At 72.3% G+C, this 25,592-nt stretch carries 21 protein-coding genes and 1 riboswitch; of the genes, 18 read left to right on the top strand and 3 right to left on the bottom strand.

Annotated features, from left to right (window positions below):
• The first annotated feature begins 82 nt into the window (after positions 1 to 82).
• From hpnC to ADK65_RS33350, 13 genes are all read left to right on the top strand, one after another.
• On the top strand, positions 83 to 985 hold the full coding sequence (gene hpnC, locus ADK65_RS33405) for a squalene synthase HpnC (RefSeq protein ID WP_053674827.1): 903 nt from the start codon (positions 83 to 85) through the stop codon (positions 983 to 985).
• On the top strand, positions 982 to 1,932 hold the full coding sequence (hpnD, locus tag ADK65_RS33400; RefSeq protein WP_053674825.1) for a presqualene diphosphate synthase HpnD: 951 nt from the start codon (positions 982 to 984) through the stop codon (positions 1,930 to 1,932). Before hpnC ends, hpnD begins: the two co-directional genes overlap by 4 nt.
• Positions 1,929 to 2,063, top strand: a complete 135-nt coding sequence (locus ADK65_RS40055) for a DUF6380 family protein (RefSeq protein WP_420709131.1) — start codon at positions 1,929 to 1,931, stop codon at positions 2,061 to 2,063. The genes hpnD and ADK65_RS40055 overlap by 4 nt, the downstream gene beginning before the upstream one ends.
• A complete protein-coding gene (hpnE, locus tag ADK65_RS33395; protein WP_053674823.1) occupies positions 2,060 to 3,469 on the top strand; it encodes a hydroxysqualene dehydroxylase HpnE in 1,410 nt (469 codons plus the stop codon). The genes ADK65_RS40055 and hpnE overlap by 4 nt, the downstream gene beginning before the upstream one ends.
• Positions 3,469 to 4,602, top strand: a complete 1,134-nt coding sequence (locus ADK65_RS33390) for a polyprenyl synthetase family protein (protein ID WP_107092439.1) — start codon at positions 3,469 to 3,471, stop codon at positions 4,600 to 4,602. Before hpnE ends, ADK65_RS33390 begins: the two co-directional genes overlap by 1 nt.
• 122 nt (positions 4,603 to 4,724) lie before the next feature.
• Positions 4,725 to 6,782 carry a squalene--hopene cyclase gene (shc, locus tag ADK65_RS33385; RefSeq protein ID WP_053674820.1) on the top strand — a complete coding sequence of 686 codons (2,058 nt, stop codon included), beginning with the start codon at positions 4,725 to 4,727 and terminating at the stop codon, positions 6,780 to 6,782.
• Positions 6,782 to 7,423 carry a 1-hydroxy-2-methyl-2-butenyl 4-diphosphate reductase gene (locus ADK65_RS33380; protein WP_053674818.1) on the top strand — a complete coding sequence of 214 codons (642 nt, stop codon included), beginning with the start codon at positions 6,782 to 6,784 and terminating at the stop codon, positions 7,421 to 7,423. Before shc ends, ADK65_RS33380 begins: the two co-directional genes overlap by 1 nt.
• A gap of 5 nt (positions 7,424 to 7,428) precedes the next feature.
• Complete coding sequence (hpnH, locus tag ADK65_RS33375) at positions 7,429 to 8,451, top strand: adenosyl-hopene transferase HpnH (RefSeq protein WP_053674817.1); 1,023 nt, start codon at positions 7,429 to 7,431, stop codon at positions 8,449 to 8,451.
• A gap of 4 nt (positions 8,452 to 8,455) precedes the next feature.
• Positions 8,456 to 9,613: a flavodoxin-dependent (E)-4-hydroxy-3-methylbut-2-enyl-diphosphate synthase gene (gene ispG / locus ADK65_RS33370; protein WP_053674815.1), complete on the top strand. Its 1,158-nt coding sequence runs from the start codon at positions 8,456 to 8,458 to the stop codon at positions 9,611 to 9,613.
• A 28-nt stretch (positions 9,614 to 9,641) separates the two neighbouring features.
• Positions 9,642 to 11,537, top strand: coding sequence for a 1-deoxy-D-xylulose-5-phosphate synthase (gene dxs / locus ADK65_RS33365; RefSeq protein ID WP_053674813.1), 1,896 nt, complete (start codon positions 9,642 to 9,644; stop codon positions 11,535 to 11,537).
• Positions 11,534 to 12,949 carry an aspartate aminotransferase family protein gene (locus tag ADK65_RS33360; RefSeq protein WP_053674811.1) on the top strand — a complete coding sequence of 472 codons (1,416 nt, stop codon included), beginning with the start codon at positions 11,534 to 11,536 and terminating at the stop codon, positions 12,947 to 12,949. The genes dxs and ADK65_RS33360 overlap by 4 nt, the downstream gene beginning before the upstream one ends.
• A 61-nt stretch (positions 12,950 to 13,010) precedes the next feature.
• On the top strand, positions 13,011 to 13,658 hold the full coding sequence (locus ADK65_RS33355) for a helix-turn-helix domain-containing protein (RefSeq protein ID WP_053674809.1): 648 nt from the start codon (positions 13,011 to 13,013) through the stop codon (positions 13,656 to 13,658).
• Positions 13,655 to 13,774, top strand: coding sequence for a DUF6126 family protein (locus ADK65_RS33350; protein WP_053674807.1), 120 nt, complete (start codon positions 13,655 to 13,657; stop codon positions 13,772 to 13,774). Before ADK65_RS33355 ends, ADK65_RS33350 begins: the two co-directional genes overlap by 4 nt.
• A 16-nt stretch (positions 13,775 to 13,790) precedes the next feature.
• On the opposite strand, the gene ADK65_RS33345 is transcribed toward ADK65_RS33350, so the two are convergent.
• Positions 13,791 to 14,588, bottom strand: coding sequence for a tyrosine-protein phosphatase (locus ADK65_RS33345; RefSeq protein WP_053674804.1), 798 nt, complete (start codon positions 14,586 to 14,588; stop codon positions 13,791 to 13,793).
• Between the two features lie 179 nt (positions 14,589 to 14,767).
• On the opposite strand from ADK65_RS33345, the gene ADK65_RS33340 reads away from it, so the two are divergent.
• The 3 genes from ADK65_RS33340 to ADK65_RS33330 all read left to right on the top strand — a co-directional run bounded on the left by ADK65_RS33340 (position 14,768) and on the right by ADK65_RS33330 (position 19,315).
• Complete coding sequence (locus ADK65_RS33340) at positions 14,768 to 16,843, top strand: alpha-galactosidase (protein ID WP_053675179.1); 2,076 nt, start codon at positions 14,768 to 14,770, stop codon at positions 16,841 to 16,843.
• Positions 16,844 to 17,157: 314 nt separating this feature from the next.
• Positions 17,158 to 17,314: riboswitch (cyclic di-AMP (ydaO/yuaA leader) on the top strand.
• Between the two features lie 4 nt (positions 17,315 to 17,318).
• Positions 17,319 to 18,221: a M23 family metallopeptidase gene (locus ADK65_RS33335; protein ID WP_053674803.1), complete on the top strand. Its 903-nt coding sequence runs from the start codon at positions 17,319 to 17,321 to the stop codon at positions 18,219 to 18,221.
• 308 nt (positions 18,222 to 18,529) lie between these two features.
• On the top strand, positions 18,530 to 19,315 hold the full coding sequence (locus tag ADK65_RS33330) for an SGNH/GDSL hydrolase family protein (RefSeq protein WP_053674801.1): 786 nt from the start codon (positions 18,530 to 18,532) through the stop codon (positions 19,313 to 19,315).
• Between the two features lie 172 nt (positions 19,316 to 19,487).
• Here the strand turns inward: ADK65_RS33330 and ADK65_RS33325 are convergent, their stop codons facing one another.
• Entirely contained in the window at positions 19,488 to 20,099 is a 612-nt protein-coding gene (locus ADK65_RS33325) for a TetR/AcrR family transcriptional regulator (protein ID WP_078956275.1), read from the bottom strand.
• Positions 20,096 to 21,376: a glutamate dehydrogenase gene (locus ADK65_RS33320; protein WP_078956274.1), complete on the bottom strand. Its 1,281-nt coding sequence runs from the start codon at positions 21,374 to 21,376 to the stop codon at positions 20,096 to 20,098. Before ADK65_RS33320 ends, ADK65_RS33325 begins: the two co-directional genes overlap by 4 nt.
• A 138-nt stretch (positions 21,377 to 21,514) precedes the next feature.
• Between ADK65_RS33320 and ADK65_RS33315 the strand changes: the two genes are divergently transcribed.
• Together ADK65_RS33315 and ADK65_RS33310 are read left to right on the top strand one after the other, a co-directional pair.
• Positions 21,515 to 22,780 (top strand): MBL fold metallo-hydrolase, encoded by a 1,266-nt coding sequence (locus ADK65_RS33315; RefSeq protein ID WP_053674797.1) that lies wholly within the window; start codon positions 21,515 to 21,517, stop codon positions 22,778 to 22,780.
• A gap of 606 nt (positions 22,781 to 23,386) precedes the next feature.
• Entirely contained in the window at positions 23,387 to 25,573 is a 2,187-nt protein-coding gene (locus ADK65_RS33310; protein WP_063788077.1) for an ATP-binding protein, read from the top strand.
• Positions 25,574 to 25,592 lie beyond the last annotated feature (19 nt).

The following is a 25,592-nucleotide window of genomic DNA, read 5'->3' as shown; positions in this document are numbered from 1 at the left end:
GAACGGGAGATGTGACGGCGATGGCTACGGAAACTCCCCAGCTCCACGCAGCACGTGCCGTCCCCGCGCCGGGCAGCCGGCGGTGACGGGAACCGGCACGGCGCGCTCCCTCGATCCGGAGCGCGGCACGCTCGACAAGGCCGCCGGCGAGAACTTCCCGGTGGCCCCCTTCTTCCTGCCCCGGGCCTGGCGCACCGACCTCATGGCCGTCTACGGCTTCGCCCGTCTCGTCGACGACATCGGCGACGGCGACCTCGCCCCCGGCGGTGCCGACGCCCGGCTGCTCGGTGTCCGCCCGCAGGAGGCCGAGGACCGGCTGGTGCTGCTCGACGCCTTCGAGGCGGACCTGCGCAGGGTCTTCGGCTCGACGCCGCGCCACCCCCTGCTGCGCCGCCTCCAGCCGACCGTGCGCCGCTGCTCCATGACGCCCGGCCCGTTCCTCGGCCTGATCGCCGCCAACCGCCAGGACCAGCTGGTCAGCCGCTACGAGACCTATGACGACCTGCTCGCGTACTGCGAGCTGTCCGCCAACCCCGTCGGGCGTCTCGTCCTCGCCGTCACCGGCACCTCGACGCCCGAGCGGATCCGCCGCTCCGACATGATCTGCACGGCCCTCCAGATCGTCGAGCACCTCCAGGACGTCGCCGAGGACCTCGCCCGCGACCGGGTCTACCTGCCCGCGGCCGACATGAAACGCTTCCACGTCCAGGAAGCGGATCTCGCCACGAAATCCGCAGGAGCGTCGGTCCGTGCGTTGATTGCGTACGAAGCGCAAAGGGCCCGGGATCTCCTGAATGAAGGCGCCCCCCTGGTGGGTAGCGTCCACGGCAGGCTGAAGCTGCTGCTCGCAGGGTTCGTGGCAGGGGGGAGGGCGGCCGTCCACGCGATCGCCGCCGCCGGATACGACGTACTTCCCGGCCCGCCCACGCCCGGCAAGGTCCGGCTGCTGCGCGAGGTGGGCGTGACTCTGCGAGGAGAGGGGTGATCCGGACCGTGGAGTCGGAACCGCACACGTCACCGCCGGTACTCGCCGCCTACAGCTACTGCGAGGCCGTCACCGGACGGCAGGCCCGTAACTTCGCCTACGGCATCCGGCTGCTGCCGACGCCTCAGCGCCGGGCGATGTCGGCGCTGTACGCGTTCTCGCGGCGGGTCGACGACATCGGTGACGGCGCGCTCGCCGACGACGTCAAGGTGGCCAGGCTGGAGGAGACCCGGGCGCTGCTCACCCGGATCCGCGAGGACCGCGTCGACGAGGACGACACCGATCCGGTCGCGGTCGCCCTCGCGCACGCCGCCGGGGCCTTCCCGATCCCGCTCGGCGGCCTGGACGAGCTCATCGACGGCGTCCTGATGGACGTCCGCGGCGAGACGTACGAGACCTGGGACGACCTGAAGGTCTACTGCCGCTGCGTAGCGGGCGCGATCGGCCGTCTCTCGCTCGGCGTGTTCGGCACGGAACCGGGGGCGCGCGGAGTGGACCGAGCGCCGGAGTATGCCGACACGCTCGGGCTCGCGCTTCAGCTCACCAACATCCTCAGAGACGTCCGCGAGGACGCCGTGGGCGGGCGGACCTACCTGCCCGCCGACGATCTCGCCAAGTTCGGCTGCTCCGCCGGCTTCAGCGGGCCGCGGCCACCGGAGGGCTCCGACTTCGCGGGCCTCGTGCACTTCGAAGTGCGTCGGGCCCGCGCCCTGTTCGCCGAGGGCTACCGGCTGCTCCCCATGCTCGACCGGCGCAGCGGCGCCTGCGTCGCCGCCATGGCCGGCATCTACCGTCGCCTCCTCGACCGCATCGAGCGCGACCCGCAGGCCGTGCTGCGCGGCCGGGTCTCCCTGCCGGGCCGGGAGAAGGCGTACGTCGCCGTGCGCGGCCTGTCCGGTCTCGACGCCCGGCATGTGACCCGGCGGACCGTCAGGAGGCGTGCGTGACGGACAAGGACGCCGCCATCGGCGAGAAGCGGCGGGCAACCCTCCGGCCCGGGGCCGCGTCCCTGACGGAGAGGGCCGGTCGTGCACCGTTCGAGCAGCACGCCCGGGCCGCGGGGGAGGGTGCGCGATGACCCACGACACACAGTCCGGAGCGGTCGCACCACGGCGGCACACCGTCGTGGTGGGCGGCGGGCTCGCCGGTGTCACCTCGGCGCTCGCGCTCGCCGACGCCGGGGTGCGGGTCACGCTGCTGGAGGGCAGACCGCGCCTCGGCGGACTCGCCTTCTCCTTCCGGCGCGGCGACCTCACCGTCGACAACGGCCAGCACGTCTACCTGCGTTGCTGCACCGCATACCGCTGGTTCCTCGACCGCATCGAGGGCGCGGCGCTGGCTCCGCTGCAGGACCGGCTCGATGTTCCCGTCCTGGACCTCGCCCGCCCCGAGGGGCGTCGGCTCGGCCGGCTCAGGCGGGACGCCCTGCCCGTGCCGCTGCACCTGGGCCGCAGCCTCGCCGCCTATCCGCATCTGTCGCTCGCCGACCGTGCCAGGGTGGGCCGGGCCGCGCTCGCGCTCAAGGGACTCGACCTGACCGACCCGGCGCTCGACACGCAGGACTTCGGCACGTGGCTCGCGGCGCACGGCCAGTCGGCGCGCGCCGTGGAGGCCCTGTGGGACCTGGTCGGGGTGGCCACCCTCAACGCGGTCGCTTCCGACGCCTCGCTGGCGCTGGCCGCGATGGTGTTCAAGACCGGTCTGCTGTCCGACCCGGGCGCGGCCGACATCGGCTGGGCGCGGGTCCCGCTGGGCGACTTGCACGACCGGCTGGCCCGCAAGGCGCTCGACTCCGCGGGCGTGCGCACCGTGCTCCGTACCCGCGTCACCTCCGTCTCGCGGACCGGGGAGAGGCAGTGGTCCGTCCAGGTTCCCGGCGAGACGCTTCAGGCCGACGCCGTGGTCCTCGCCGTACCGCAGCGCGAGGCGCACGGCCTGCTGCCCGCGGGCGCCCTGGACGCACCCGAACGGCTCCTGGAGATCGGCACCGCGCCCATCCTCAACGTCCATGTCGTGTACGACCGCAAGGTCCTCGGCCGGCCCTTCTTCACGGCCCTCGGCAGCCCCGTGCAGTGGGTCTTCGACCGGACCGAGGCGTCCGGACTGCGCGAGGGGCAGTACCTCGCCGTGTCCCAGTCGGCCGCCCAGGACGAGATCGACGCGCCCGTGGCGGTGCTGCGCGAGCGGTACCTGCCCGAGCTGGAGCGGCTGCTGCCGCCGGCCCGCGGCGCGGAAGTGAAGGACTTCTTCGTCACCCGGGAGCGCACCGCGACGTTCGCTCCCGCCCCCGGCGTCGGCCGCCTCAGGCCCGGCGCCCGCACCAAGGCACCCGGCCTCTGCCTGGCCGGAGCGTGGACCGCCACCGGGTGGCCCGCGACCATGGAGAGTGCGGTCCGCAGTGGTGTGAGCGCGGCGGACGCCGTGCTGGGCGCCCTGGGCCGGCCCCGCCCTCGCCACCTCTTCGACTTCGAGGAGGCGGCGTGATGCCGGCCCAGGCCGGCGCGGCGGGCGTCCCCCGCACCCCCGGTACCGCAACAAGAGGAGAGACTGTGCCCACTGTGCCCCCGGCCTCGAAGACTGCCGAGGCGGTGGACGTGACCGCGCTGCTGGAGCGCGGCCGGACCCTGGCCACTCCGGTACTGCGGGCGGCCGTCGACCGCCTGGCCCCTCCCATGGACACTGTTGCCGCCTACCACTTCGGCTGGATTGACGCCCAGGGCAGGCCCGCGGAGGGGGACGGCGGCAAGGCCGTGCGCCCCGCCCTCGCGGTGCTGTCCGCCGAGGTCATGTCGGCCGCTCCCGAGACGGGCATCCCCGGCGCCGTCGCCGTGGAACTCGTCCACAACTTCTCCCTCCTGCACGACGACCTCATGGACGGCGACGAGCAGCGCCGTCACCGCGACACGGTGTGGAAGGTGCACGGGCCCGCCCAGGCCATCCTGGTCGGCGACGCCCTGTTCGCCCTGGCCAACGAGGTGCTCCTGGAACTCGGCACCGTCGAGGCCGGCCGCGCCACCCGCCGCCTGACCACTGCCAGCCGCGCCCTGATCGACGGTCAGGCCCAGGACATCTCCTACGAGCACCGCGACCGCGTCAGCGTCGAGGAGTGCCTGGAGATGGAGGGCAACAAGACCGGCGCCCTGCTCGCCTGTGCCAGCTCCATCGGCGCGGTCCTCGGCGGTGCCGACGACCACACCGCCGACACCCTGGAGAAGTACGGCTACCACCTGGGCCTCGCCTTCCAGGCCGTCGACGACCTGCTCGGCATCTGGGGCGACCCCGTCTCCACCGGCAAGCAGACCTGGAGCGATCTGCGCCAGCGCAAGAAGTCCCTGCCGGTCGTGGCCGCCCTGGCGGCGGGCGGCTCCGCCTCCGAGCGGCTCGGCGAGATCCTCGCCGCCGACGCCAAGGCGCACGACTTCGAGAACTTCTCCGAGGAGGAGTTCGCGGCCCGCGCCGCCCTCATCGAGGAGGCCGGCGGCCGCGAGTGGACCGCCGACGAGGCACGCCGTCAGCACACCATCGCCATCGAAGCCCTCGACGCCGTCGACATGCCCGACCGGGTGCGGGACCAGTTCACGGCCCTCGCGGACTTCGTCGTCGTACGAAAGAGATGATCACTATCGGCCGAATAGCCCTCGCGTAGTCGCCGGCCGGTGCCGTGAGTCGTCACGGAGCACCGGCCGACGGCGGACCCACAGCAGATGCACGCCATGCAGGACTGCACGAAGGGGAAGCCATGACAGCGACGACCGGCGGAAGCACCGGGGCCCTGCCACCCCGAGCCGCCGCGGCCAGCGACACCGACACACGCACCCCCGGGGCGGCCGGGGTACCGGAAGCCGCCGCACGCGCCGCACGGCGCGCCACCGGCTTCCTGCTCTCCCTCCAGGACCCGGAGGGCTGGTGGAAGGGCGACCTCGAGACCAACGTCACGATGGACGCCGAGGACCTGCTGCTCCGTCAGTTCCTCGGTATCCGCGACGACAGGACCACGCAGGCCGCCGCCCTCTTCATCCGCGGCGAGCAGGGCGAGGACGGCACCTGGGCCACCTTCTACGGCGGACCGGGCGACCTGTCCGCCACCATCGAGGCGTACGTCGCCCTCCGCCTCGCCGGTGACGCGCCCGACTCCCCGCACATGGCGAAGGCCTCCGCCTGGATCCGCGCGCAGGGCGGTATCGCCGCCGCCCGGGTCTTCACCCGGATCTGGCTGGCCCTGTTCGGCTGGTGGAAATGGGAGGACCTGCCCGAACTCCCGCCGGAGCTCGTCTTCCTCCCGACGTGGGTGCCGCTCAACATCTACGACTTCGGCTGCTGGGCGCGGCAGACCATCGTCCCGCTGACGATCGTCTCCGCGAAGCGGCCGGTACGCCCCGCGCCCTTCCCGCTCGACGAGCTGCACACCGACCCGGAGCGGCCCAACCCGCCGAAACCCCTTGCTCCGCCGTTCAGTTGGAACGGTGCGTTCCAGCGGATGGACAAGGGCCTGCACGCCCTGCGGAAGGTCGCCCCGCGCAGACTGCGCAGAGCCGCCATGAACAGCGCCGCCCGCTGGATCATCGAGCGGCAGGAGAACGACGGCTGCTGGGGCGGCATCCAGCCCCCGGCCGTGTACTCGATCATCGCCCTGCACCTGCTCGGCTACGACCTCGAACACCCCGTGATGCGCGAGGGGCTGGCGTCCCTGGACCGGTTCGCCGTGTGGCGCGAGGACGGGGCCCGGATGATCGAGGCCTGCCAGTCACCCGTGTGGGACACCTGCCTGGCCGCCATCGCCCTCGCCGACGCCGGACTGCCCTCCGACCACCCGCAGTTGGTGAAGGCGGCCGACTGGATGCTGGGGGAGGAGATCGTCCGGCCCGGCGACTGGTCCGTGAAGCGGCCCCGACTTCGGCCCGGCGGCTGGGCGTTCGAGTTCCACAACGACAACTATCCCGACATCGACGACACCGCCGAGGTGATCCTCGCCCTGCGCCGGATCACCCACCACGACCCCGAGCGGCTGGACCGGGCCGTCGTGCGCGGCCTGCGCTGGACGCTCGGCATGCAGTCGAAGAACGGGGCCTGGGCCGCCTTCGACGTCGACAACACCAGTCCCTTCCCGAACCGGCTGCCGTTCTGCGACTTCGGCGAGGTCATCGACCCGCCCTCCGCCGACGTCACCGCGCACGTCGTGGAGATGCTCGCGGTGGAGGGCCTCGCCCACGACCCGCGCACCCGGCGCGGCATCGAGTGGCTGCTCGCCGAGCAGGAACCGGACGGCTCGTGGTTCGGGCGCTGGGGCGTCAACTACGTCTACGGCACCGGGTCCGTCGTGCCCGCGCTGACCGCCGCCGGTCTCCCCGCCGCACACCCGGCGATCCGGCGGGCCGTGTCCTGGCTGGAGTCCGTCCAGAACGACGACGGCGGCTGGGGCGAGGACCTGCGCTCCTACAAGTACGCCGGGGAGTGGAGCGGCAAGGGCGCCTCGACCGCCTCGCAGACGGCGTGGGCGCTGATGGCCCTGCTCGCGGCGGGGGAGCGGGACTCCAAGGCCGTCGAGCGCGGCGTCGAGTGGCTCGCCGCCACACAGCGGGAGGACGGCTCCTGGGACGAGCCGTACTTCACGGGGACGGGCTTCCCGTGGGACTTCTCGATCAACTACCACCTCTACCGGCAGGTGTTCCCGCTCACCGCGCTCGGCCGCTATCTGCGCGGAGAGCCGTTCGCCGAGAGGGTCACGGGCATCGGTCGAGCCGAGGGGCACCGGGGCAGCGGGGCCGGCACGCCGCTCGCCGGGGCCGAGGGGAGCTGATGAGCGCGCAGCCCGCTCCGGTCCCGTTGCTGATCGCCTGCGCGCTCGGCATCGAGCAGTTCGCCCTGCGCGCGGGCGGCCGGGGCGGGGCCGGCGGGCCGGTCACGGTGCTGCGGACGGGCATGGGGCCGGCGGCCGCCGAGCGGGCCGTCACCCGTGTGCTGGCCGATCCGGCCCTGCACGACGCCGCCGTCCTCGCCACCGGCTTCTGTGCGGGCCTCGCGCCGGGGATGCATCCCGGTGATCTGGTCGTCGCCGAGGAGACCCGGGACCCGCGCGGCACGACACCCTGCGTCGGGACCGAGCGGCTGGTCAAGGAGCTGGCCCGGGCGCTGCCCGGCCGGACCGTGCACACCGGGCCGCTGACCGGCTCCGACCACGTCGTACGCGGCCCCGAACGGTCCGCCCTGCGCGCGACGGGCGCGATCGCGGTCGACATGGAATCCGCCGTCACGCTCCTGAGCGCCGTGCGCGCGGGCGAGCGCCCGGTTGCGGCCGTCCGGGTGGTCGTGGACGCTCCTGAACATGAACTCGTCCGGATCGGCACGGTGCGCGGTGGAATATCAGCTTTCCGTGTTCTTCGTTCCGTTCTTCCCGCTTTCTTTGAATGGCACCGTTCCTTGCTGCTCCCCAGGAGGTGAGCCAGATGGCCATGCCGCTCCGACAGTCCATCAAGGTCGCTACATACTTGGCTGAACAGAAGATCCGCCGCCGGGACAAGTTCCCGCTGATCGTCGAGCTGGAGCCACTGTTCGCCTGCAACCTCAAATGCGAGGGATGCGGCAAGATCCAGCATCCGGCCGGGGTGCTCAAGCAGCGGATGCCTGTCGCCCAGGCCGTGGGGGCGGTCGTGGAGTCCGGCGCCCCGATGGTGTCCATCGCCGGCGGCGAGCCGCTGATGCACCCGCAGATCGACGAGATCGTGCGTCAGCTGGTGGCCAAGCGGAAGTATGTCTTCCTCTGCACCAACGCGATGCTGCTGCGCAAGAAGATGGACCAGTTCACGCCGTCGCCCTACTTCGCCTTCGCGGTGCACATCGACGGGCTGCGGGAGCGGCACGACGAGTCGGTCGCCAAGGAGGGCGTCTTCGACGAGGCCGTGGAGGCGATCAAGGAGGCCAAGCGGCGCGGCTTCCGGGTCACCACCAACTCGACCTTCTTCAACACCGACACCCCGCAGACCATCATCGAGGTGCTGAACTTCCTCAACGACGACCTCCAGGTCGACGAGATGATGATCTCGCCCGCCTACGCCTACGAGAAGGCCCCCGACCAGGAGCACTTCCTCGGCGTGGAGCAGACCCGCGAGCTGTTCAAGAAGGCTTTCTCGGGCGGTAACCGGCGGCGCTGGCGGCTCAACCACTCACCGCTCTTCCTGGACTTCCTGGAGGGCAAGGTCGACTTCCCGTGCACCGCGTGGGCGATCCCGAACTACTCGCTCTTCGGCTGGCAGCGCCCCTGCTACCTGATGAGCGACGGCTACGTGCCGACGTACCGGGAGCTCGTGGAGGACACCGACTGGGACAAGTACGGCCGGGGCAAGGACCCGCGCTGCGCCAACTGCATGGCGCACTGCGGCTACGAGCCCACCGCCGTCCTCGCCACCATGGGATCACTGAAGGAGTCGCTGCGCGCCCTGCGCGAGACGGTCTCCGGGAACCGGGAGTGACGTCATGACCGCTGTCCAGCTGGGCGTCCCCGAGGTGCCGGCCCGGCCGGTCGCCGAGCGGCGCCTCTCGCGCCGGATCCAGGTCGGGCCGGTGGCGGTCGGGGGCGGGGCCCCGGTGTCGGTGCAGTCGATGACGACGACCCGTACGTCGGACGTCGGCGCCACGTTGCAGCAGATCGCGGAGCTGACCGCGTCCGGCTGCCAGATCGTCCGGGTCGCCTGCCCCACGCAGGACGACGCGGACGCGCTGGCGACCATCGCGCGCAAGTCGCAGATCCCGGTGATCGCGGACATCCACTTCCAGCCGAAGTACGTGTTCGCCGCCATCGAGGCGGGCTGCGCCGCCGTCCGCGTCAACCCCGGCAACATCAAGCAGTTCGACGACCGGATCAAGGAGATCGCCCAGGCGGCGAAGGACCACGGCACGCCCATCCGCATCGGCGTCAACGCCGGGTCGCTGGACCGGCGCCTGCTCCAGAAGTACGGCAGGGCAACCCCGGAGGCGCTCGTGGAGAGCGCGCTCTGGGAGGCGTCCCTGTTCGAGGAGCACGGCTTCCGGGACATCAAGATCTCCGTCAAGCACAACGACCCGGTCGTGATGATCGAGGCGTACCGGCAGCTGGCCGAACAGTGCGACTACCCGCTGCACCTGGGCGTCACGGAGGCGGGCCCGGCGTTCCAGGGCACGATCAAGTCGGCGGTGGCGTTCGGGGCGCTGCTGTCGAGGGGCATCGGTGACACGATCCGGGTGTCGCTGTCCGCGCCGCCGGCCGAGGAGGTCAAGGTCGGCATCCAGATCCTGCAGTCCCTCGGACTCAGGGAGCGCCGGCTGGAGATCGTGTCGTGCCCGTCCTGCGGGCGCGCCCAGGTCGACGTCTACAAGCTCGCCGAGGAGGTCACGGCCGGGCTCGACGGCATGGAGGTGCCGCTGCGCGTCGCCGTCATGGGGTGCGTGGTCAACGGCCCCGGCGAGGCGCGGGAGGCCGACCTCGGCGTCGCCTCCGGCAACGGCAAGGGGCAGATCTTCGTCAAGGGCGAGGTCGTCAAGACCGTCCCCGAGTCGAAGATCGTCGAGACGCTGATCGAAGAGGCGATGAAGATCGCCGAGCAGATGGAGCAGGACGGCGCGGGGCCGGGGGAGCCGGCCGTCACCGTGAGCTGAGCGGCACGGAATCCGAAGGGGCCCGAGCGTGACGATTCTGGAGAACATCCGGGGACCACACGACCTGAAGGCGCTGACGGCGGCGGAACTGGGGGAACTGGCCGAAGAGATCCGGGAGTTCCTGGTGCACGCGGTCGCCAGGACCGGCGGCCATCTGGGACCCAACCTGGGCGTGGTGGAGCTGACCATCGCCCTGCACCGGGTCTTCGAGTCACCGGCCGACCGCATCCTGTGGGACACCGGCCACCAGTCCTACGTCCACAAGCTGCTGACCGGACGCCAGGACTTCTCCAAGCTGCGCGGCAAGGGAGGCCTGTCCGGCTACCCCTCGCGCGAGGAGTCCGAGCACGACGTCATCGAGAACAGCCACGCCTCGACCGCGCTCGGCTGGGCCGACGGGCTCGCCAAGGCCCGCCGGGTGCAGGGGGAGAAGGGCCATGTCGTCGCGGTCATCGGCGACGGGGCCCTCACCGGCGGCATGGCCTGGGAGGCGCTGAACAACATCGCCGCCGCCAAGGACCGCCCGCTGATCATCGTCGTCAACGACAACGAACGCTCCTACGCCCCCACCATCGGCGGCCTCGCCAACCACCTCGCCGCGCTGCGCACGACCGACGGTTACGAGCGGGTCCTGGCCTGGGGCAAGGACCTGCTCCAGGGCGCGCCACTGGTCGGCAACACCCTCTACGAAGCCCTGCACGGCGCGAAGAAGGGCTTCAAGGACGCGTTCGCACCGCAAGGTCTCTTCGAGGACCTGGGCCTGAAGTACGTCGGGCCGATCGACGGGCACGACACCGGGGCCGTGGAGTCCGCGCTGCGGCGCGCGAAACGCTTCCACGGCCCGGTGCTGGTCCACTGCCTGACGGAGAAGGGCCGCGGCTACGAACCCGCCCTCGCCCACGAGGAGGACCACTTCCACACCGTCGGCGTGATGGACCCGCTGACCTGCGCACCGCTCTCCCCGGCGGGCGGCCCCTCCTGGACCTCGGTGTTCGGCGAGGAAATCGTCAGGATCGGCGAGGAACGGGACGACGTGGTGGCGATCACCGCCGCCATGCTGCACCCGGTCGGCCTCGGTGCCTTCGCCGAACGGTTCCCGGACCGGGTGTGGGACGTCGGCATCGCCGAGCAGCACGCGGCCGTGTCCGCGGCCGGCCTGGCGACGGGGGGTCTGCACCCGGTCGTCGCCGTCTACGCCACCTTCCTCAACCGCGCCTTCGACCAGCTCCTGATGGACGTGGCCCTGCACCGCTGCGGGGTGACCTTCGTGCTCGACCGGGCCGGGGTCACCGGCGTCGACGGGGCTTCCCACAACGGCATGTGGGACATGTCCGTCCTCCAGGTCGTGCCCGGACTGCGCATCGCCGCGCCGCGCGACGCCGACCAGCTGCGCGCCCAGCTGCGCGAGGCCGTCGCCGTGGACGACGCGCCGACCCTCGTGCGCTTCCCGAAGGAGTCCGTCGGCCCGTCGGTCCCGGCGCTGGACCGGGTGGGCGGACTGGACGTGCTGCACCGTTCCGCCGAGCCGCAGGTCCTCCTGGTGGCCGTCGGTGTGATGGCGCCGGTCTGCCTCCAGGCCGCCGAGCTGCTCGAAGCGCGCGGCATCGGCTGCACCGTCGTCGACCCCCGCTGGGTCAAGCCCGTCGACCCGGCGCTCCCGGGCCTGGCCGCCGGGCACCGCCTGGTCGCCGTCGTCGAGGACAACAGCCGCGCCGCCGGGGTCGGCTCGGCCGTGGCGCTCGCCCTGGGCGATGCCGACGTCGACGTACCGGTACGGCGATTCGGCATCCCGGAGCAGTTCCTCGCGCACGCCAAGCGCGGCGAGGTGCTCGCCGACATCGGCCTGACACCCGTCGAGGTCGCCGGACGGATCGGCGCGAGCCTTGCCGTCAAGGAAGAGCTGTCCAAGGAGCCACAGGAATGACCACCGCCGAATCCGCGTCGGAGTCGTCGCGGGCCGGGGAGTTCGACCTCGGCAAGCTGCTGGCCGAACGCGGAGCCGAGCGCTACGAGCTGCACACCCGGTACCTCAACCACCAGCTCCCGCGCATGCTGCACACCATCGGCTTCGACAAGGTCTACGAGCGCGCGGAGGGCGCCTACTTCTACGACGCGGACGGCAACGACTACCTGGACATGCTCGCCGGGTTCGGGGTGATGGGCCTCGGCCGCCACCACCCCGTCGTACGCAAGGCGCTGCACGACGTCCTGGACGCCTCTCTCGCCGATCTCACCCGGTTCGACTGCCAGCCGCTGCCGGGCCTGCTCGCCGAGAAGCTGCTCGCGCACAGCCCGCACCTGGACCGGGTGTTCTTCGGCAACAGCGGCACCGAGGCCGTCGAGGGCGCGCTGAAGTTCGCCCGGTTCGCCACGGGCAGGCCGAGGGTCCTGTACTGCGCGCACGCCTTCCACGGGCTGACCACCGGCTCGCTGTCCGTCAACGGGGAACCCGGCTTCCGCGACGGGTTCGCCCCGCTGCTGCCCGACACGGCCGTCCCGCTCGGCGACCTCGACGCACTGGACAGGGAGCTGAGGAAGGGCGACGTCGCCGCGCTGATCGTCGAGCCGATCCAGGGCAAGGGCGTGCTCACAGGCCCGCCCGGCTGGCTGCGGGCCGCGCAGGAGCTGCTGCACCGGCGGGGGGCGCTGCTCATCGCCGACGAGGTGCAGACGGGCCTCGGCAGGACCGGCGACTTCTACGCCTACCAGCACGAGGACGGCGTGGAGCCCGACCTGGTGTGCGTGGCCAAGGCACTCTCCGGCGGCTACGTACCGGTCGGCGCCACGATCGGCAAGGACTGGATCTTCAAGAAGGTCTACTCGTCGATGGACCGGGTGCTGGTCCACTCGGCGAGCTTCGGATCCAACGCCCAGGCGATGGCGGCCGGCCTCGCGGTGCTGTCGGTGATGGAGAACGAGCAGATCGTCGCCGGCGTCAGGACCACAGGGGAGCGGCTGCGGTCCCGTCTGGCCGCGCTCACGGACAGCTACGAGATGCTCGCCGAGGTCCGCGGCCGGGGCTTGATGATCGGCATCGAGTTCGGCCGGCCGCAGTCGCTGAAGCTGCGCAGCCGCTGGACCATGCTCCAGGCCGCCCGCAAGGGACTCTTCGCGCAGATGGTCGTCGTGCCGCTGCTGCAGAAGCACCGGATCCTCACCCAGGTCTCCGGCGACCACATGGAGGTGATCAAACTGATCCCGCCGCTCATCATCGGCGAGCGTGAGGTGGACCGGTTCGTCGACGCCTTCACGGCCGTGATGGACGACGCGCACAACGGCGGGCTGGTGTGGGACTTCGGCAAGACGCTCGTGAAACAGGCGGTGGCCAACCGCTGAGCCGTTTTGCCTCGGAGGCAAGAAACTTGCCGCTGAGGCAACGCTCCGGCTGAATGGAGGCATGAGCTCCTCCGAGACCGAGCGGCCCCGAGGGGCCGACTCGCCGGCCGGCCAGGCCTCCGGCGCGCTGCCCGCCGTGGTGGCGCCGCAACTACGGGCCTTGCGGCGCCAGGCCTCCTTGACGCTGGAGGCCGCGGCCCGTGCCGCCGGGCTGTCACCCGCCCACCTCTCCCGGCTGGAGACCGGACAGCGCCAACCGTCGCTGCCGATGCTGCTCGCACTCGCCCGCATCTACGGTACGACCGTCTCCGAGCTGCTCGGTGAGACGGTCGCCGACCGGGACGCCGTCATCCGCGCGGCCGACATGGAACCCACCGCCGCGGGCGGCTGGACCTACCGGCAGGCCGGTGCCCCCGGCCGCGGGATGCAGGCCCTGCGCGTCCACGTCCCCCACGGCTCGCAGGGCGACATCGTGCGCGTCCACCCCGGCGAGGAATGGCTCCACGTGCTGCGCGGCCGGCTCCGGCTGCGCCTCGGGGACACCACGCACCGGCTGGCGGCCGGCGACAGCGCCCACTTCGACTCGCTCACCCCGCACCGGATCGCCGCCGAGGACCACGACGGCGTCGACCTGCTCTTCGTCCACACCCTGCTGCAGAGCCCCACGGCCGCCCTGTGCCTGGGCCCCACCCCCGGAGACGTGTCATGAGCAACATGGAGGAGAAGTTCCCCCGGGCCCTGTGGGTGAGGCTGTTCGTCTACCTCATCGCCGGTCACATCTTCGCCGCCTTCGTCTACCTGCTGTTCGAGGTCGGGGCCAGATAGCCCCCGCCCGCGCGCCTCAGTCGAGGAGCCGTTCGCGCAGCCGCTCCCGGGTCTCCGCGGTGAGCCCCAGCCCCTTCTCCAGGTAGGTGTCGACGCCGCCCCACGTCTCCTCGATGGTGTCGAAGGCCGCGGTCAGGTACTCGGCGCGCGCGTCGAAGAGGGGGCTGAGCAGCTCCATGACCTCGGGGGAGTAGGCCGAAGCGGCGGAGCTGGAGCGGTGCACCTTGTAGCGGCGGTGCTTGGCGTTCGACTTCAGGTAGTCCTCGACGATCGCCTCGCGCTCGACGCCCACGGCGAGCAGCGTCACCGCGACGGACAGCCCCGCGCGGTCCTTGCCCGCCGCGCAGTGCATCAGCGCGGGGACACTGTCCTCGGCGAGCGCGTGCAGCACCCGGGAGTGCTCGTCGGTGCGGTGCTTGATGATCGTGCGGTACGAGGCGATCATGCGGCCCGCGCCCTTGCCGTCCGAGAGGATCTCGCGCAGCTGGTCGAGGTCGCCGTCGCGGACCATCTTCCAGAACTCGGCGCCGTCGGCGGGGTCGCTCAGCGGCAGGTTCACATTGCGCACGCCGGGCAGCTCGACGTCCGGACCCTCGAGCTTCTGGTCGGCCGCGTTGCGGAAGTCGAAGATCGTGTGCAGGCCCAGACCGGCCAGGAAGGCGGCGTCCTCCCCGGTCGCGTGGGCGAGGTGGCCACTGCGGAACAGCACGCCCTGGCGTACCCGCCGCCCGTCCACGGTCGGAAGCCCGCCCACGTCACGGAAGTTGCGCACTCCGGCCAGCTCGGGCTCGGTCGACGGGACCTGCTGTGTCACGAGGGCTCCTCCCCTTCGGCGCCGTCGGCGCGGCTCGGCGACGGGCGTCTCTCGACGATACGACATGCCTGCCTGGGGCAATGAGTTGTCCACAGGCGTTGCCCGGAAGCCCCGTGGCCACCCATGATGTTGCCGCCTGGTCGCACCTGATCGGGCTTGTTCGAATATGTGAGGGCATGATGCTGGAGATCTCCGAAGACGGTCGTACATGGGTGCTCTCGGGGCAGGCCAGCAGTTATGCCGTCCATGTCACCGACCGGGACGAGCTGCTGCACCTGCACTGGGGCCCCCGGATCGGCCTGGCCGACGCCGAGGCCCTGGCCGTCCGGCCGCTGCCGGACTACTGGCCCTTCGAGTCCCCGCTCGACGGACGCGAGGAGTACCCGGTCGAAGGCGGCCCCCGCTTCGTGCGCCCCGCCCTGTCCGTACGGACGGCCGAGCGGCGCGGCACCGAGTGGACCTACGAAGGGCATGACGCCGAGGACGGCGAGCTGCGGCTCCGGTTCCGCGACGGCGACCTGGCCGTGACCCTGCACTACCGGATGCGCCCCTCGGCGGATGTCGTCGAACGCCGGGTGACCCTGCACAACCACGGGCCGGCCGTCGAGCTGCTGCGCGCCGACTCCGCCACCTGGACACTGCCCGACCGCGACAGCTGGCGTCTGTCCCAGCTGCACGGCCGCTGGGGCGCCGAGTCCCGGCTGACCCGCTCCGGCCTCACCCACGGTGAGAAGGTCATCGGCAGCCGTCGCGGCCACACCTCCCACCAGCACCTGCCCTGGGTCGCCCTCGACACCGACGCCACCGAGGAACGCGGCGAGGTCTACAGCTGCGCCCTGGGCTGGTCCGGGTCCTGGCGCATCGCCGTGGCACAGCTCCCGGACGCGCGCGTGCAGATCACCGGAGGCGCCGGCCACGACGACTCCGGCCTGCTGACGCTCGGCCCGGGGGAGTCGTACACGACCCCCGTCTTCGCCGGGCTCTTCAGCGACGGCGGCTTCGGCGGGGCGAGCCGCGCCTGGCACGCCTACCAGCGGGCGTATGTGATCCCGGACGCCGACCGGGACCGGCCCGTGCTGTTCAACTCCTGGGAGGCCACCGAGTTCGACATCTCCGAGGAGCAGCAGCGGGAGCTCGCCGGGCGGGCCGCCGCCATGGGCGTCGAGCTGTTCGTGGTCGACGACGGCTGGTTCGGGGCACGCACCAGCGACCGCGCCGGTCTCGGCGACTGGACCCCGAACCCCGACCGCTTCCCGGGCGGCCTGAAGCCGCTCGCCGACCATGTGCACGGCCTCGGCATGCAGTTCGGGATCTGGGTCGAGCCCGAGATGGTCAACCCGGACAGCGACCTGTACCGCGCGCACCCCGACTGGGTGCAGTACCAACCGGGGCGCGAGCGGACGGAGTTCCGCAACCAGCTCGTGCTCAACCTCGCCCGCGAGGACGTCCGGCAGTATCTGTGGGAGCAGCTCGACGGACTCCTCTCCGGTGCGCCGATCGACTACGTGAAGTGGGACTTCAACCGCTGCTTCACCGATGCCGGCTGGCCGGACGACACCTACCCGCAGCGGCTCTGGGTCGACCACGTGCACGGCCTGTACACCCTGCTGGACCGCCTGCGGGCCGCCCATCCGGGGGTGGCCTTCGAGTCCTGCTCGGGCGGCGGCGGACGGATCGACCTCGGTGTGCTGAGCCGCACGGACCAGGTGTGGACCTCCGACAACACCGACCCCCTCGACCGGCTCGCCATTCAGCACGGCTTCAGCCAGATCCATCCGGCCCGGGTCATGGCCGCCTGGGTCACCGACAGTCCGAACGCCATGCTCAACCACCGGGCCAGCTCGCTGCGGTTCCGGTTCGTCAGCGCCATGGCCGGGGTGCTCGGGGTCGGGGGTGACCTCACGAAGTGGACGCCTGAGGAGCTCGCGGAGGCGGCGGAGTGGGTGAGGCTCTACAAGGAGATCCGGCCCGCGGTGCAGCGGGGCGACCAGTACCGGCTGCGGCCGCCGGAGGGCGGGCTGAGCGCCGTGCAGTACGTCCTCGGCGAGGAGACCGTCGTCTTCGCCTGGCTCCAGGCGCAGCGTTACGGCGAGCCCGTTCCGGCGCTCCGGCTGCGCGGCCTTGACCCGGCACATTCGTATGAATGTCTCGAAACGGGCGAAGTTCACCGAGGGGCCGTACTGCTTCATCACGGGCTGCGGGTCGGCTTGCGGGGGGATCTGGACGCCGCGATCGTCCGTCTTAAGCGGAAGTAGTCATTCTGTCCGAATGGGGAGCTTTAGTCGATTAGGGATAACGTGCCCCGATCGTAAAGGAGATGAGGTCGGGGCGCGTGACCATCGTCATATTCGTGACGATCCGCTGTCGCCATGTTCACGTAATTCCCGCAAAATTCAGGGCCATTGCACGAAGCGGGAGATCGGTAATCCACGCTCGGTGACGGAACATGTGGCGACGCGTCAAGAAAAACACCGTCACGGGCAACCGCAAGCTTGTCCTATTGCGTCGTGGTCGCTTACGTTCCACACCAATCCGGACGGACGCCTAATCCTGCCGCCGCCCGGAGCCCGCACACACTGACCCGAAGCACGGCAGGAGCGGGGGACCCACAGGTAAGACGCCTGTTCCGGTTCCCGGAACGGCTTGGGGTTCAGCCGCGCACCGGCGCGGCCGGGCATCTCCAGCCCGCACCCGACAGCTCACCTCGCAGGCGACGGAGAGGAATTCGCCATGCCCGCGAAGGGTAAGCACCGCCGCCCCAAGACCCAGCGTTTCACCCGCTCCATCGCCGTCGCCGGAACCGGCGGCGCCGCCCTGGCCCTGCCGCTCATGGGGGCCGCCGGCGCTCACGCCGCCACCCCGCAGTCGGCCCCGGAAAAGGCCGTCCAGTCCGCTCCCGCCGCCGGGGAAAAGGCCGCGGAAAAGGCCAACAGTTCCCGCACGTACACCGTGAAGGCCGGCGACTACCTCGCGAAGATCGCCGAGGAGCAGCATGTCAGCGGTGGCTGGAAGAAGCTCTACGCGGACAACCGCGACGCCGTCGGCTCCGACCCGTCGCTGATCCACCCGGGCCTGAAGCTGTCGATCGGCAAGAAGGCGGCGAGCGCTCCCAAGGCCTCGGCCCCCTCCGCGCCGAAGGCATCGGCCCCGAAGCCGTCCGCCGCCGATGCGGCCCCGAAGGCGGAGACCGCCGCCAAGCCGGCGGCCGCCGAGAACAACTCCAGCGGCTTCACCCTCCCGGTCGCCGGCGCCACCATCGGCACCCCGTACCACATGTCCGGCAGCATGTGGTCCAGCGGCTACCACACCGGTGTCGACTTCGTCGTCCCGACCGGCACCTCCCTCAAGGCCGTCGGCGCGGGCACGGTCGTGTCCGCCGGCTGGGGCGGCGCGTACGGCAACCAGGTCGTCATCAAGCTCGCCGACGGCTACTACGCCCAGTACGCCCACCTGTCCCAGCTCTCCGTCTCGGCCGGCCAGACCGTGACCGCCGGACAGCAGGTCGGCCTGTCGGGCGCGACCGGCAACGTGACCGGACCGCACCTGCACTTCGAGATCCGCACCACGCCGGACTACGGCTCGGACGTGGACCCGGTCGCCTTCCTGCGCTCGCACGGCGTCTCCGTCGGCTGACCCACCGCACGACCACCCGCCTGACACGCGACCGAAGGCCGGACCCCGACCCCCCGGGTCCGGCCTTCGGTGTGTGCGGTCTCGGGCCTCGGCAACTTCTCTCCGGAGCCATTTCCGGATCAGTGCATTCCGGGTTCGGCGGCTCCCCCCGAAACATCCCTGACAAGCGGGGTATTCCGGAGTTGGCGAACACTTTAGGAGTGGCTTATCTCACCGCCCGTCAACCCTTTCCTACGGTCGCGTAAGTCACATTCGAAGGTGAATCATGGGCTGCTGTGGCAGACGATTCGAAGAGTGACAGCAAAGCAGTGATCGGGTCGTACGTGGCGGTGGGGGACAGCTTCACCGAGGGCGTCGGCGACCCCGGCCCCGACGGGTCGTTCGTCGGGTGGGCCGACCGGTTCGCCGTCCTGCTCGCCGACCGCAGGCCCGAGGGCGACTTCCGATACACCAACCTCGCCGTACGCGGAAAGCTCCTCGACCAGATCGTGGCGGACCAGGTTCCGCGGGCCGTCGGCATGGCCCCGGACCTCGTCTCGTTCTGCGCCGGGGGCAACGACATCATCCGCCCCGGCACCGACCCGGACGAGGTGGCCGAGCGCTTCGAGCGGGCGCTGGCCCAACTCACCGCGGTGTCCGGCACGGTGATGGTGACGACCGGGTTCGACACCCGTGGCGTGCCCGTGCTCAAGCATCTGCGCGGCAAGATCGCCACGTACAACGGACACGTCCGGGCCATCGCCGACCGGTACGGCTGCCCGGTGCTCGACCTGTGGTCCCTGCGCAGTGTGCAGGACCGCCGGGCCTGGGACGCCGACCGGCTGCACCTGTCGCCCGAAGGGCACACACGCGTGGCGCTGCGCGCGGGCCAGGTGCTCGGCCTCGAGGTGCCGGCCGACCCCGAGCAGGTGTGGCCGCCGCTGCCCCCGCGCGGCGCTCTCGACGTGCGGCGTGACAACGTCGCCTGGGCACGCGAGTTCCTCGTGCCGTGGATCGGGCGCCGGCTGCGCGGGGAGTCCTCGGGCGACCATGTGACGGCCAAGGGGGCGCTGTCGCCGGACGACATCAGGATGCGGATCGCCTCGGTGGCGTGAGCGAGACTTCTGCACGTGCGGGCCGCGCCGGCCGGGTGCACCGACGCGGGCCGCACGCACAGGAGTCGAGGCTCAGCGCGGGCCCTTTGGATCGGCCCGGCGCGGCTCGGAGGGACGGTGCCGGAACGGGCCGGTGCGCCCCGTGGCCCCATCGTGATCCGAAGGACACCGGCTAAGGCGTCAGCCGCTCTGCCGTGAGGTCCAGTTCGCGGGTCAGGGCCTCCTCGACCCATTCCTGGGCCCGCGCACGCGGCACCGCGCCGGCGTAGGACGTCAGCTGGACGGCGAGACCGTCGAGGAGGGCGGTCAGACGCAGGGCCGTGCCGGCCGGGTCGGGGCAGCGGAACTCGCCCGCGGCCACGCCCTCCGCGATGACCTCGGCGAGGGCCGCCTTCCACTGCCGGTCGAGGTCCTGGGCGACCTCCCGCAACGCCGGGTCGCGCAGCGCCGCCGCCCAGCCCTCGATCCACAGCCGCCAGCCCTTGGCCTGCCCGGTCGGGGCGTACCACCGTACGGCCGACCGCAGCCGGCGCAGCGCGGGCGACCGGCGGCCGAGCAGCTTGCGCAGATGCGCCAGGTCGCCCTCCGCCGCGTGCCGGAACGCGGCGGCGACCAGCTGCTCCTTCGAGGAGAAGTGGTAGAGGACCAGCGCGTTGCTCACACCGAGCGCCGAGGCCACGTCGGCGATCCTGACCGCCGCCACACCCCTCGCCTCGATCTGCTCGATGGCGGCCCGCAACAGATCCCCGCGCCGCTGAGCCACACTCAACCGGACTCTCGTCACACCGTCACCCTACCCACGGCGGGGCGGCCCCTCGACGGGGCGTTTTCGGCCTGCTCGGCGGGGCTCGCGACGACGGCCGTCGGGGAGCCGGCGGGAGCCTGCCGGAACCAGCCGAACCGCTCGGCGATCAGCGGCAGTCGGTCCGCCGCGATCGCGTGTGCGGCGGACCGCGGAGTGGTCCCGTCGGCCTGGGCCCGGGCCAGCATCCGCTCGACCAGGGCCCGCATCGAGCGGCGGAGGTACGCGAACGCCTCCTCGGGATCGGCGCCGATGTCCCCGAACAGCGTCCACCACCACCAGGCGTTCGTGCCCGAGTTCACCACGACGTCCGGCAGCACGGTCACCCCGCGCGCGGTCAGCAGCAGCTCCGCCTCCGGACACACGGGCATGTTGGCCGCCTCCACCACCCAGCGGGCGGTGATCCGCTCCTGGTTCCCGGGGCCGATCGCGTACGACACGGCGGCCGGCACCAGTACCTCCGCGTCGGCCGCCAGCCAGGCGTCGCCCGGCAGTTCGCGGTCGCCGGGACGCAGCGCGGAACGGTCCACCGTGCCGTGGGCGTCCCGGGCCGCGAGCAGCGCCTCGACGTCCAGGCCCGCCGGGTTGGCGATCGTGCCCTCGAGGTCGGCGACGGCCACGACCGTGAGCCCCCCGCGTGCGAGGAAGCGCGCGGTGGCCCCGCCCATGGTGCCGAATCCCTGGAGGGCGACCCTGGTCCCGGCGGACGGCACGCCGGCCCGGTCCAGGGCGGCCAGGGTCGCCTCGGCGACACCGCAGCCGCCGGCCAGCTCGTCCAGACCGATGCCGTCGACCTCCACCGCGAACGCGTCCCGCAGCCGCCGCCGGGCCGCGTCCTCGTCGTCGAGCAGGGGGTACACGGCCTGGATCGAGGAGACCAGCCCCGCCTCGGCCGCCGCACGGTCGACCACGTCCTGGGTGAGCCCCAGGTCCTCGCCGGTCGTCCAGCAGCTCTCTATGTAGGGCCGCATCGCGCGCAGGTACCGCACCAGCAGCGGATACGCGCCCGGATCGCGGGGGTCGCAGTCGATGCCGCCCTTGGCGCCGCCGAGCGGGACGTAGCGGCTCGCCGGGTCGTAGTGCAGGGCCTCCTTGACGGTCATGCCGCGGGCGAGACCTGTGACCTCCTCCAGCGTGCAGCCGGAGCGCATCCGCAGACCGCCGCTGGCCACCCCGCGAACCAGCCGGTCGACGACCAGGAAGCCCTGCCGTCCCGTGAGGTGATCGGTCCAGGTCAGGGACAACAGAGGGGTGGCCATCGGGCTCCTTCGCGACGTACGTCACTGAATCAGCGGTCAGTATCGCCCCGGTTCGGTTCCGGTGGGACCCCTGTGATCCGGTGTTGTCGGAGGGGCCGACCATAATGGAAAGCCTGACCGACTCCACCTGGAGGTACCGTGGCCGGTTTCCGCACCCTGAACTCCGGGCTCCGCGCGCTGCAGCCCGGAGCGTTCGGCGCCGACCCGAGCGGTGAGCGCATGGCGCGCATCCGCAGATCGCCCCACTTCAAGGACGGGGTCTTCCAGAACCCCGGCGGCCCCACGCGGACCCGGCCTTCGGGCTCGACCCTGGACTTCGCGAAGGTCTTCTTCGACAAGGACACCCGGCCCCGCCGGGCCCCGAAGGGCACCGTCCCGGTGCATCCCACCACTCTCGCCGACATGGCCCGGCCCCCGGCCACCGGGCTCCGGCTGACCTGGATGGGACACTCCAGCGTGCTCGCGGAGGTGGAGGGCCGGCGCGTCCTGTTCGACCCGGTGTGGGGCGAGCGCTGCTCGCCCTTCTCCTTCGCGGGCCCCAAGCGGCTGCACCCCGTGCCCCTGCCGCTCGCCGCCCTCGGGCCGGTCGACGTCGTGGTCATCTCGCACGACCACTACGACCACCTGGACATGCCCACCATCAAGGCACTCGCGGGCACGGACACGCTGTTCGCCGTGCCCCTCGGCGTCGGCGCGCACCTGGAGCACTGGGGTGTGTCCACCGGCAGGCTGCGCGAGCTGGACTGGCACGAGTCCACCGGGATCGGCGGCCTCACCCTGACCGCCACCCCGGCCCGGCACTTCTGCGGCCGGGGGCTGCGCAACACCCAGCACACCCTGTGGGCCTCCTGGGTCGTCGCCGGCGAGGAGCACCGGATCTACCACAGCGGCGACACCGGCTACTTCGACGGCTTCAAGGAGATCGGCGCCGCGCACGGGCCGTTCGACGCGACAATGATCCAGATCGGTGCGTACTCCGACTTCTGGCCCGACATCCACATGACCCCCGAGGAGGGCATGCGCGCCCACCTCGACCTCCAGGGCGGCCCGGAGCACGGCCCGATGCTGCCGATCCACTGGGCCACCTTCAACCTGGCGACGCACCCGTGGGCGGAGCCCGGCGAGGGGACGCTCGCGGCCGCCCGCGCGGTGGGCGCCGGGGTCGCCCTGCCGCGCCCCGGTGAGCCGTTCGAGCCCGCCGCCGAGAACGTCCCGTCCGAGCCGTGGTGGCGTGGGGTGGCGCTCGCCCCGGCGGGTGGCTTCCCGGCCGCGGAAGCCCTCGCCGACGCCACGATCAAGACCGCGTCGGACAGGGCAGCCATGGCCCAGGCCGACACGGTGAGTGACGGTTCTCGTGGTGCAGGCAAGGGCACGGAGGACCCCGAGACGCTCGCGGCGGGCTGACCCGGGCGTACGGCAGACCGGCGGCGAGGGCCGGGGAGCGAGAAGCTCCCCGGCCCTCGCCGTCTCTGCGTGACCGCTTCTGACCAGGTCGGATCGATCTCTTGTTGTTCAGGCTCGGACGCGGACGGGTGTTATCGGTCTGTCGTACGAGACCTCATACCAGAGCGGGACGCTCACCGTATGAGTTTGTCAACTGCCCACCGCACATGATGCGCTGACGACTACTGTCAGTGGCCGTCGGGAAACAGGGCGGATCGGGAAGCGGGGGGCCGGCACGTGCGGGCGCAGGGCGGACGAGGGAGTCGGCACGACGGGGATCCCCGCTGCCCGCGCGCCACCGACGCCGGCCCGGGCGCGGCCGGAGACACCGATGCCTGGACCGGCGACGCCGCGACCGGGGGCGCGGGGGGTGCCGGAACCGGCGCTCGGGCGACCGGGGCCCGCGGCCCGGGCCGGCACGCGGGCCCCGGTGGCGCCGGGGGCGGGCGGAAGCGAGGGGAGTCCGGGCGCGCGTCCCGGGGCGCGCGCAAGCGGCCGCGCGAACCCGCTCGCACGCCCGCGAGCTCTCCCGGCACCCAGGCCCGACGTACCAGTACGAGGACACCGATGGCTCACCTCCGCGCACCCGCCGCGCACGCAGACCGCCGCGAGGGCGGGCGGCACGGGCGGCCCGCCGTCCGCACCGCACCCGCGCTGCCCGAGACCCACATACGGCCTCAGCTGCTGCGGCTCGCGATCCTGCCCCCCGTCGCCGTCGCGCTCAGCGGCTGCGCCGCCGTGCTCTTCACCGTCCGGTCCACCGGAACCCGGCCGGGCCCCATCCTCTGGGCGGTGCTCGGCGGCGCGGTCTTCGTGGCCCTCGTCGGCATCGTCGTCGCCGCCGTCGCGGCCGACCGGGCCGCCCGCTCCGTGCACGACCGCATCGGCGCGCTGCGCCGCGGCACCGCCCGGCGCGAGGCCGATCTGCGCACCCTGGTCGAGACGTTGCGCCGCGGCGACGGCCCGCCGCAGCCCGCACCGCAGAGCCGGACCGGCGGCCCTTCCGAGGACGCCGACGACTTCGACCTCCTCGCCGCCGACCTGTCCCGCGCACACGACGGCGCCGTCACCGCCGTCGTGCAGGCCTCCCAGCTCTCCAGCCAGGCCGGGAGCGAACAGAAGCTCGAGGTGTTCGTCAACCTCGCACGGCGCCTGCAGTCCCTGGTGCACCGCGAGATCTCCATCCTCGACGAGCTGGAGAACGAGATGGAGGACCCCGACCTGCTCAAGGGGCTCTTCCACGTCGACCACCTCGCCACCCGTATCCGCCGTCACGCCGAGAACCTCGCCGTGCTGGGCGGAGCCGTCTCGCGCCGCCAGTGGAGCAACCCGGTCTCCATGACCGAGGTGCTGCGGTCGGCCATCGCCGAGGTCGAGCAGTACTCCCGGGTCAAGCTCGTGCCGCCGATCGACGGACAGCTGCGGGGGCACGCCGTCGCCGACGTCATCCACCTCCTGGCCGAACTCGTCGAGAACGCCACGGTGTTCTCCGCCCCGCACACCCATGTCCTGCTGCGCGCCAACCTCGTCACCTCCGGGCTCGCCGTCGAAGTCGAGGACCGCGGACTCGGCATGCCCCTGGAGGAGCAGACGCGGATGAACGCGCTGCTCGCCGACCCCGACCAGGTGAACGTCGCCCGGCTCCTGGCGGACGGCCGCATCGGCCTTTTCGTCGTCTCCCAGCTCGCCCGGCGGCACGGCATCACCGTCCGGCTCCAGACCAACATCTACGGCGGAGTGCAGGCGGTGCTCGTCGTACCGCAGGCGCTGCTGGGAGCAGAGGCGGGGGCGGAGTCCGGCGCTGGGACGCCCGCGGGAGCGGGGCAGCCGGAGGGCGGAACGGCGGGTGCGCAGCCGCCTGCCGTGGCGGGGCCATCGGCCGGCCGGGAAGGCCGGGCCGGGCGTGGCCCAGCCGGGCCGAGTGCCGTCACCGGCGCCCCGTCCGCCGGGCGGCCCCCGGACGAGGGGGCCGGATCCGGGGCCTCTCCCCACCAGCGGCCCACCTCCGGACCCGGGGCGTCGATGCCGTCCGCGGCACCCGGGGCCCCGACGGGACACGTACCGGAGACCGAACCGGCCCCGGACGGGAGCGCGCCGGCCGGCCGGCCCGCGCCCCTGCCTCTGCGCGGTGCCCGTCGGGAGCGTCCGACCCCGGCCGAGGCCCAACCCGGCATCAGCGCCGACGACCGGCGTGTGCTCGCCGAGAACGTCACCGCGCTGCCCACCCCTCTCAACGGCACCGTGCGCGGCACCATGGGCAAGCCCCAACTGCCCCGTCGGCGCGCACAGGAGCACATCGCGCCCCAGTTGCGCGACGGCCCGACACCACGCCAGGACCCCGACCGCCTCGTGGGCCACGACCCCGGTCTGATGGCGGCCTTCCAGCGCGGCATCAGCCTCGCGGAAGCCCAGCAGAACATGGAGGCCGGGCACACGGAGTGGGACGCCATGGAGTCCTCCCACACGGACCCGGCCCACACCGGTCCGTCCCACGCCGGTTCCGCCCACGGGGGCCCGTCCCCTCTGGACTCCACCCCCGTGGGCTCGGCCCACACGGATCCGTCCGCCGTGGGGCCGGCCCACATGAACCCCGCACCCAGCGGGTCCGTCCCCAGGGAGCCGATGCCCGTCCGGCCGCTTCACCTCGAGGCGCTCCCCCCGGAGCTGTCCCCCTCGAGCGGGCCCACGCCCGGATCCCCTTCCGGCCACCGCACGGCCGGCACCCGGCAGGACGGGAGCGCGCCCGCCGGATGACCACCCCCCTTTCCCACCC

It is taken from the genome of Streptomyces sp. NRRL B-1140, from assembly GCF_001280065.1.
In the GTDB taxonomy this organism is placed as follows: Bacteria; Actinomycetota; Actinomycetes; order Streptomycetales; family Streptomycetaceae; genus Streptomyces.
The sequence above is the reverse complement of the archived record's forward strand: the minus strand, read 5'-3'. Positions and strand labels throughout refer to the sequence as shown.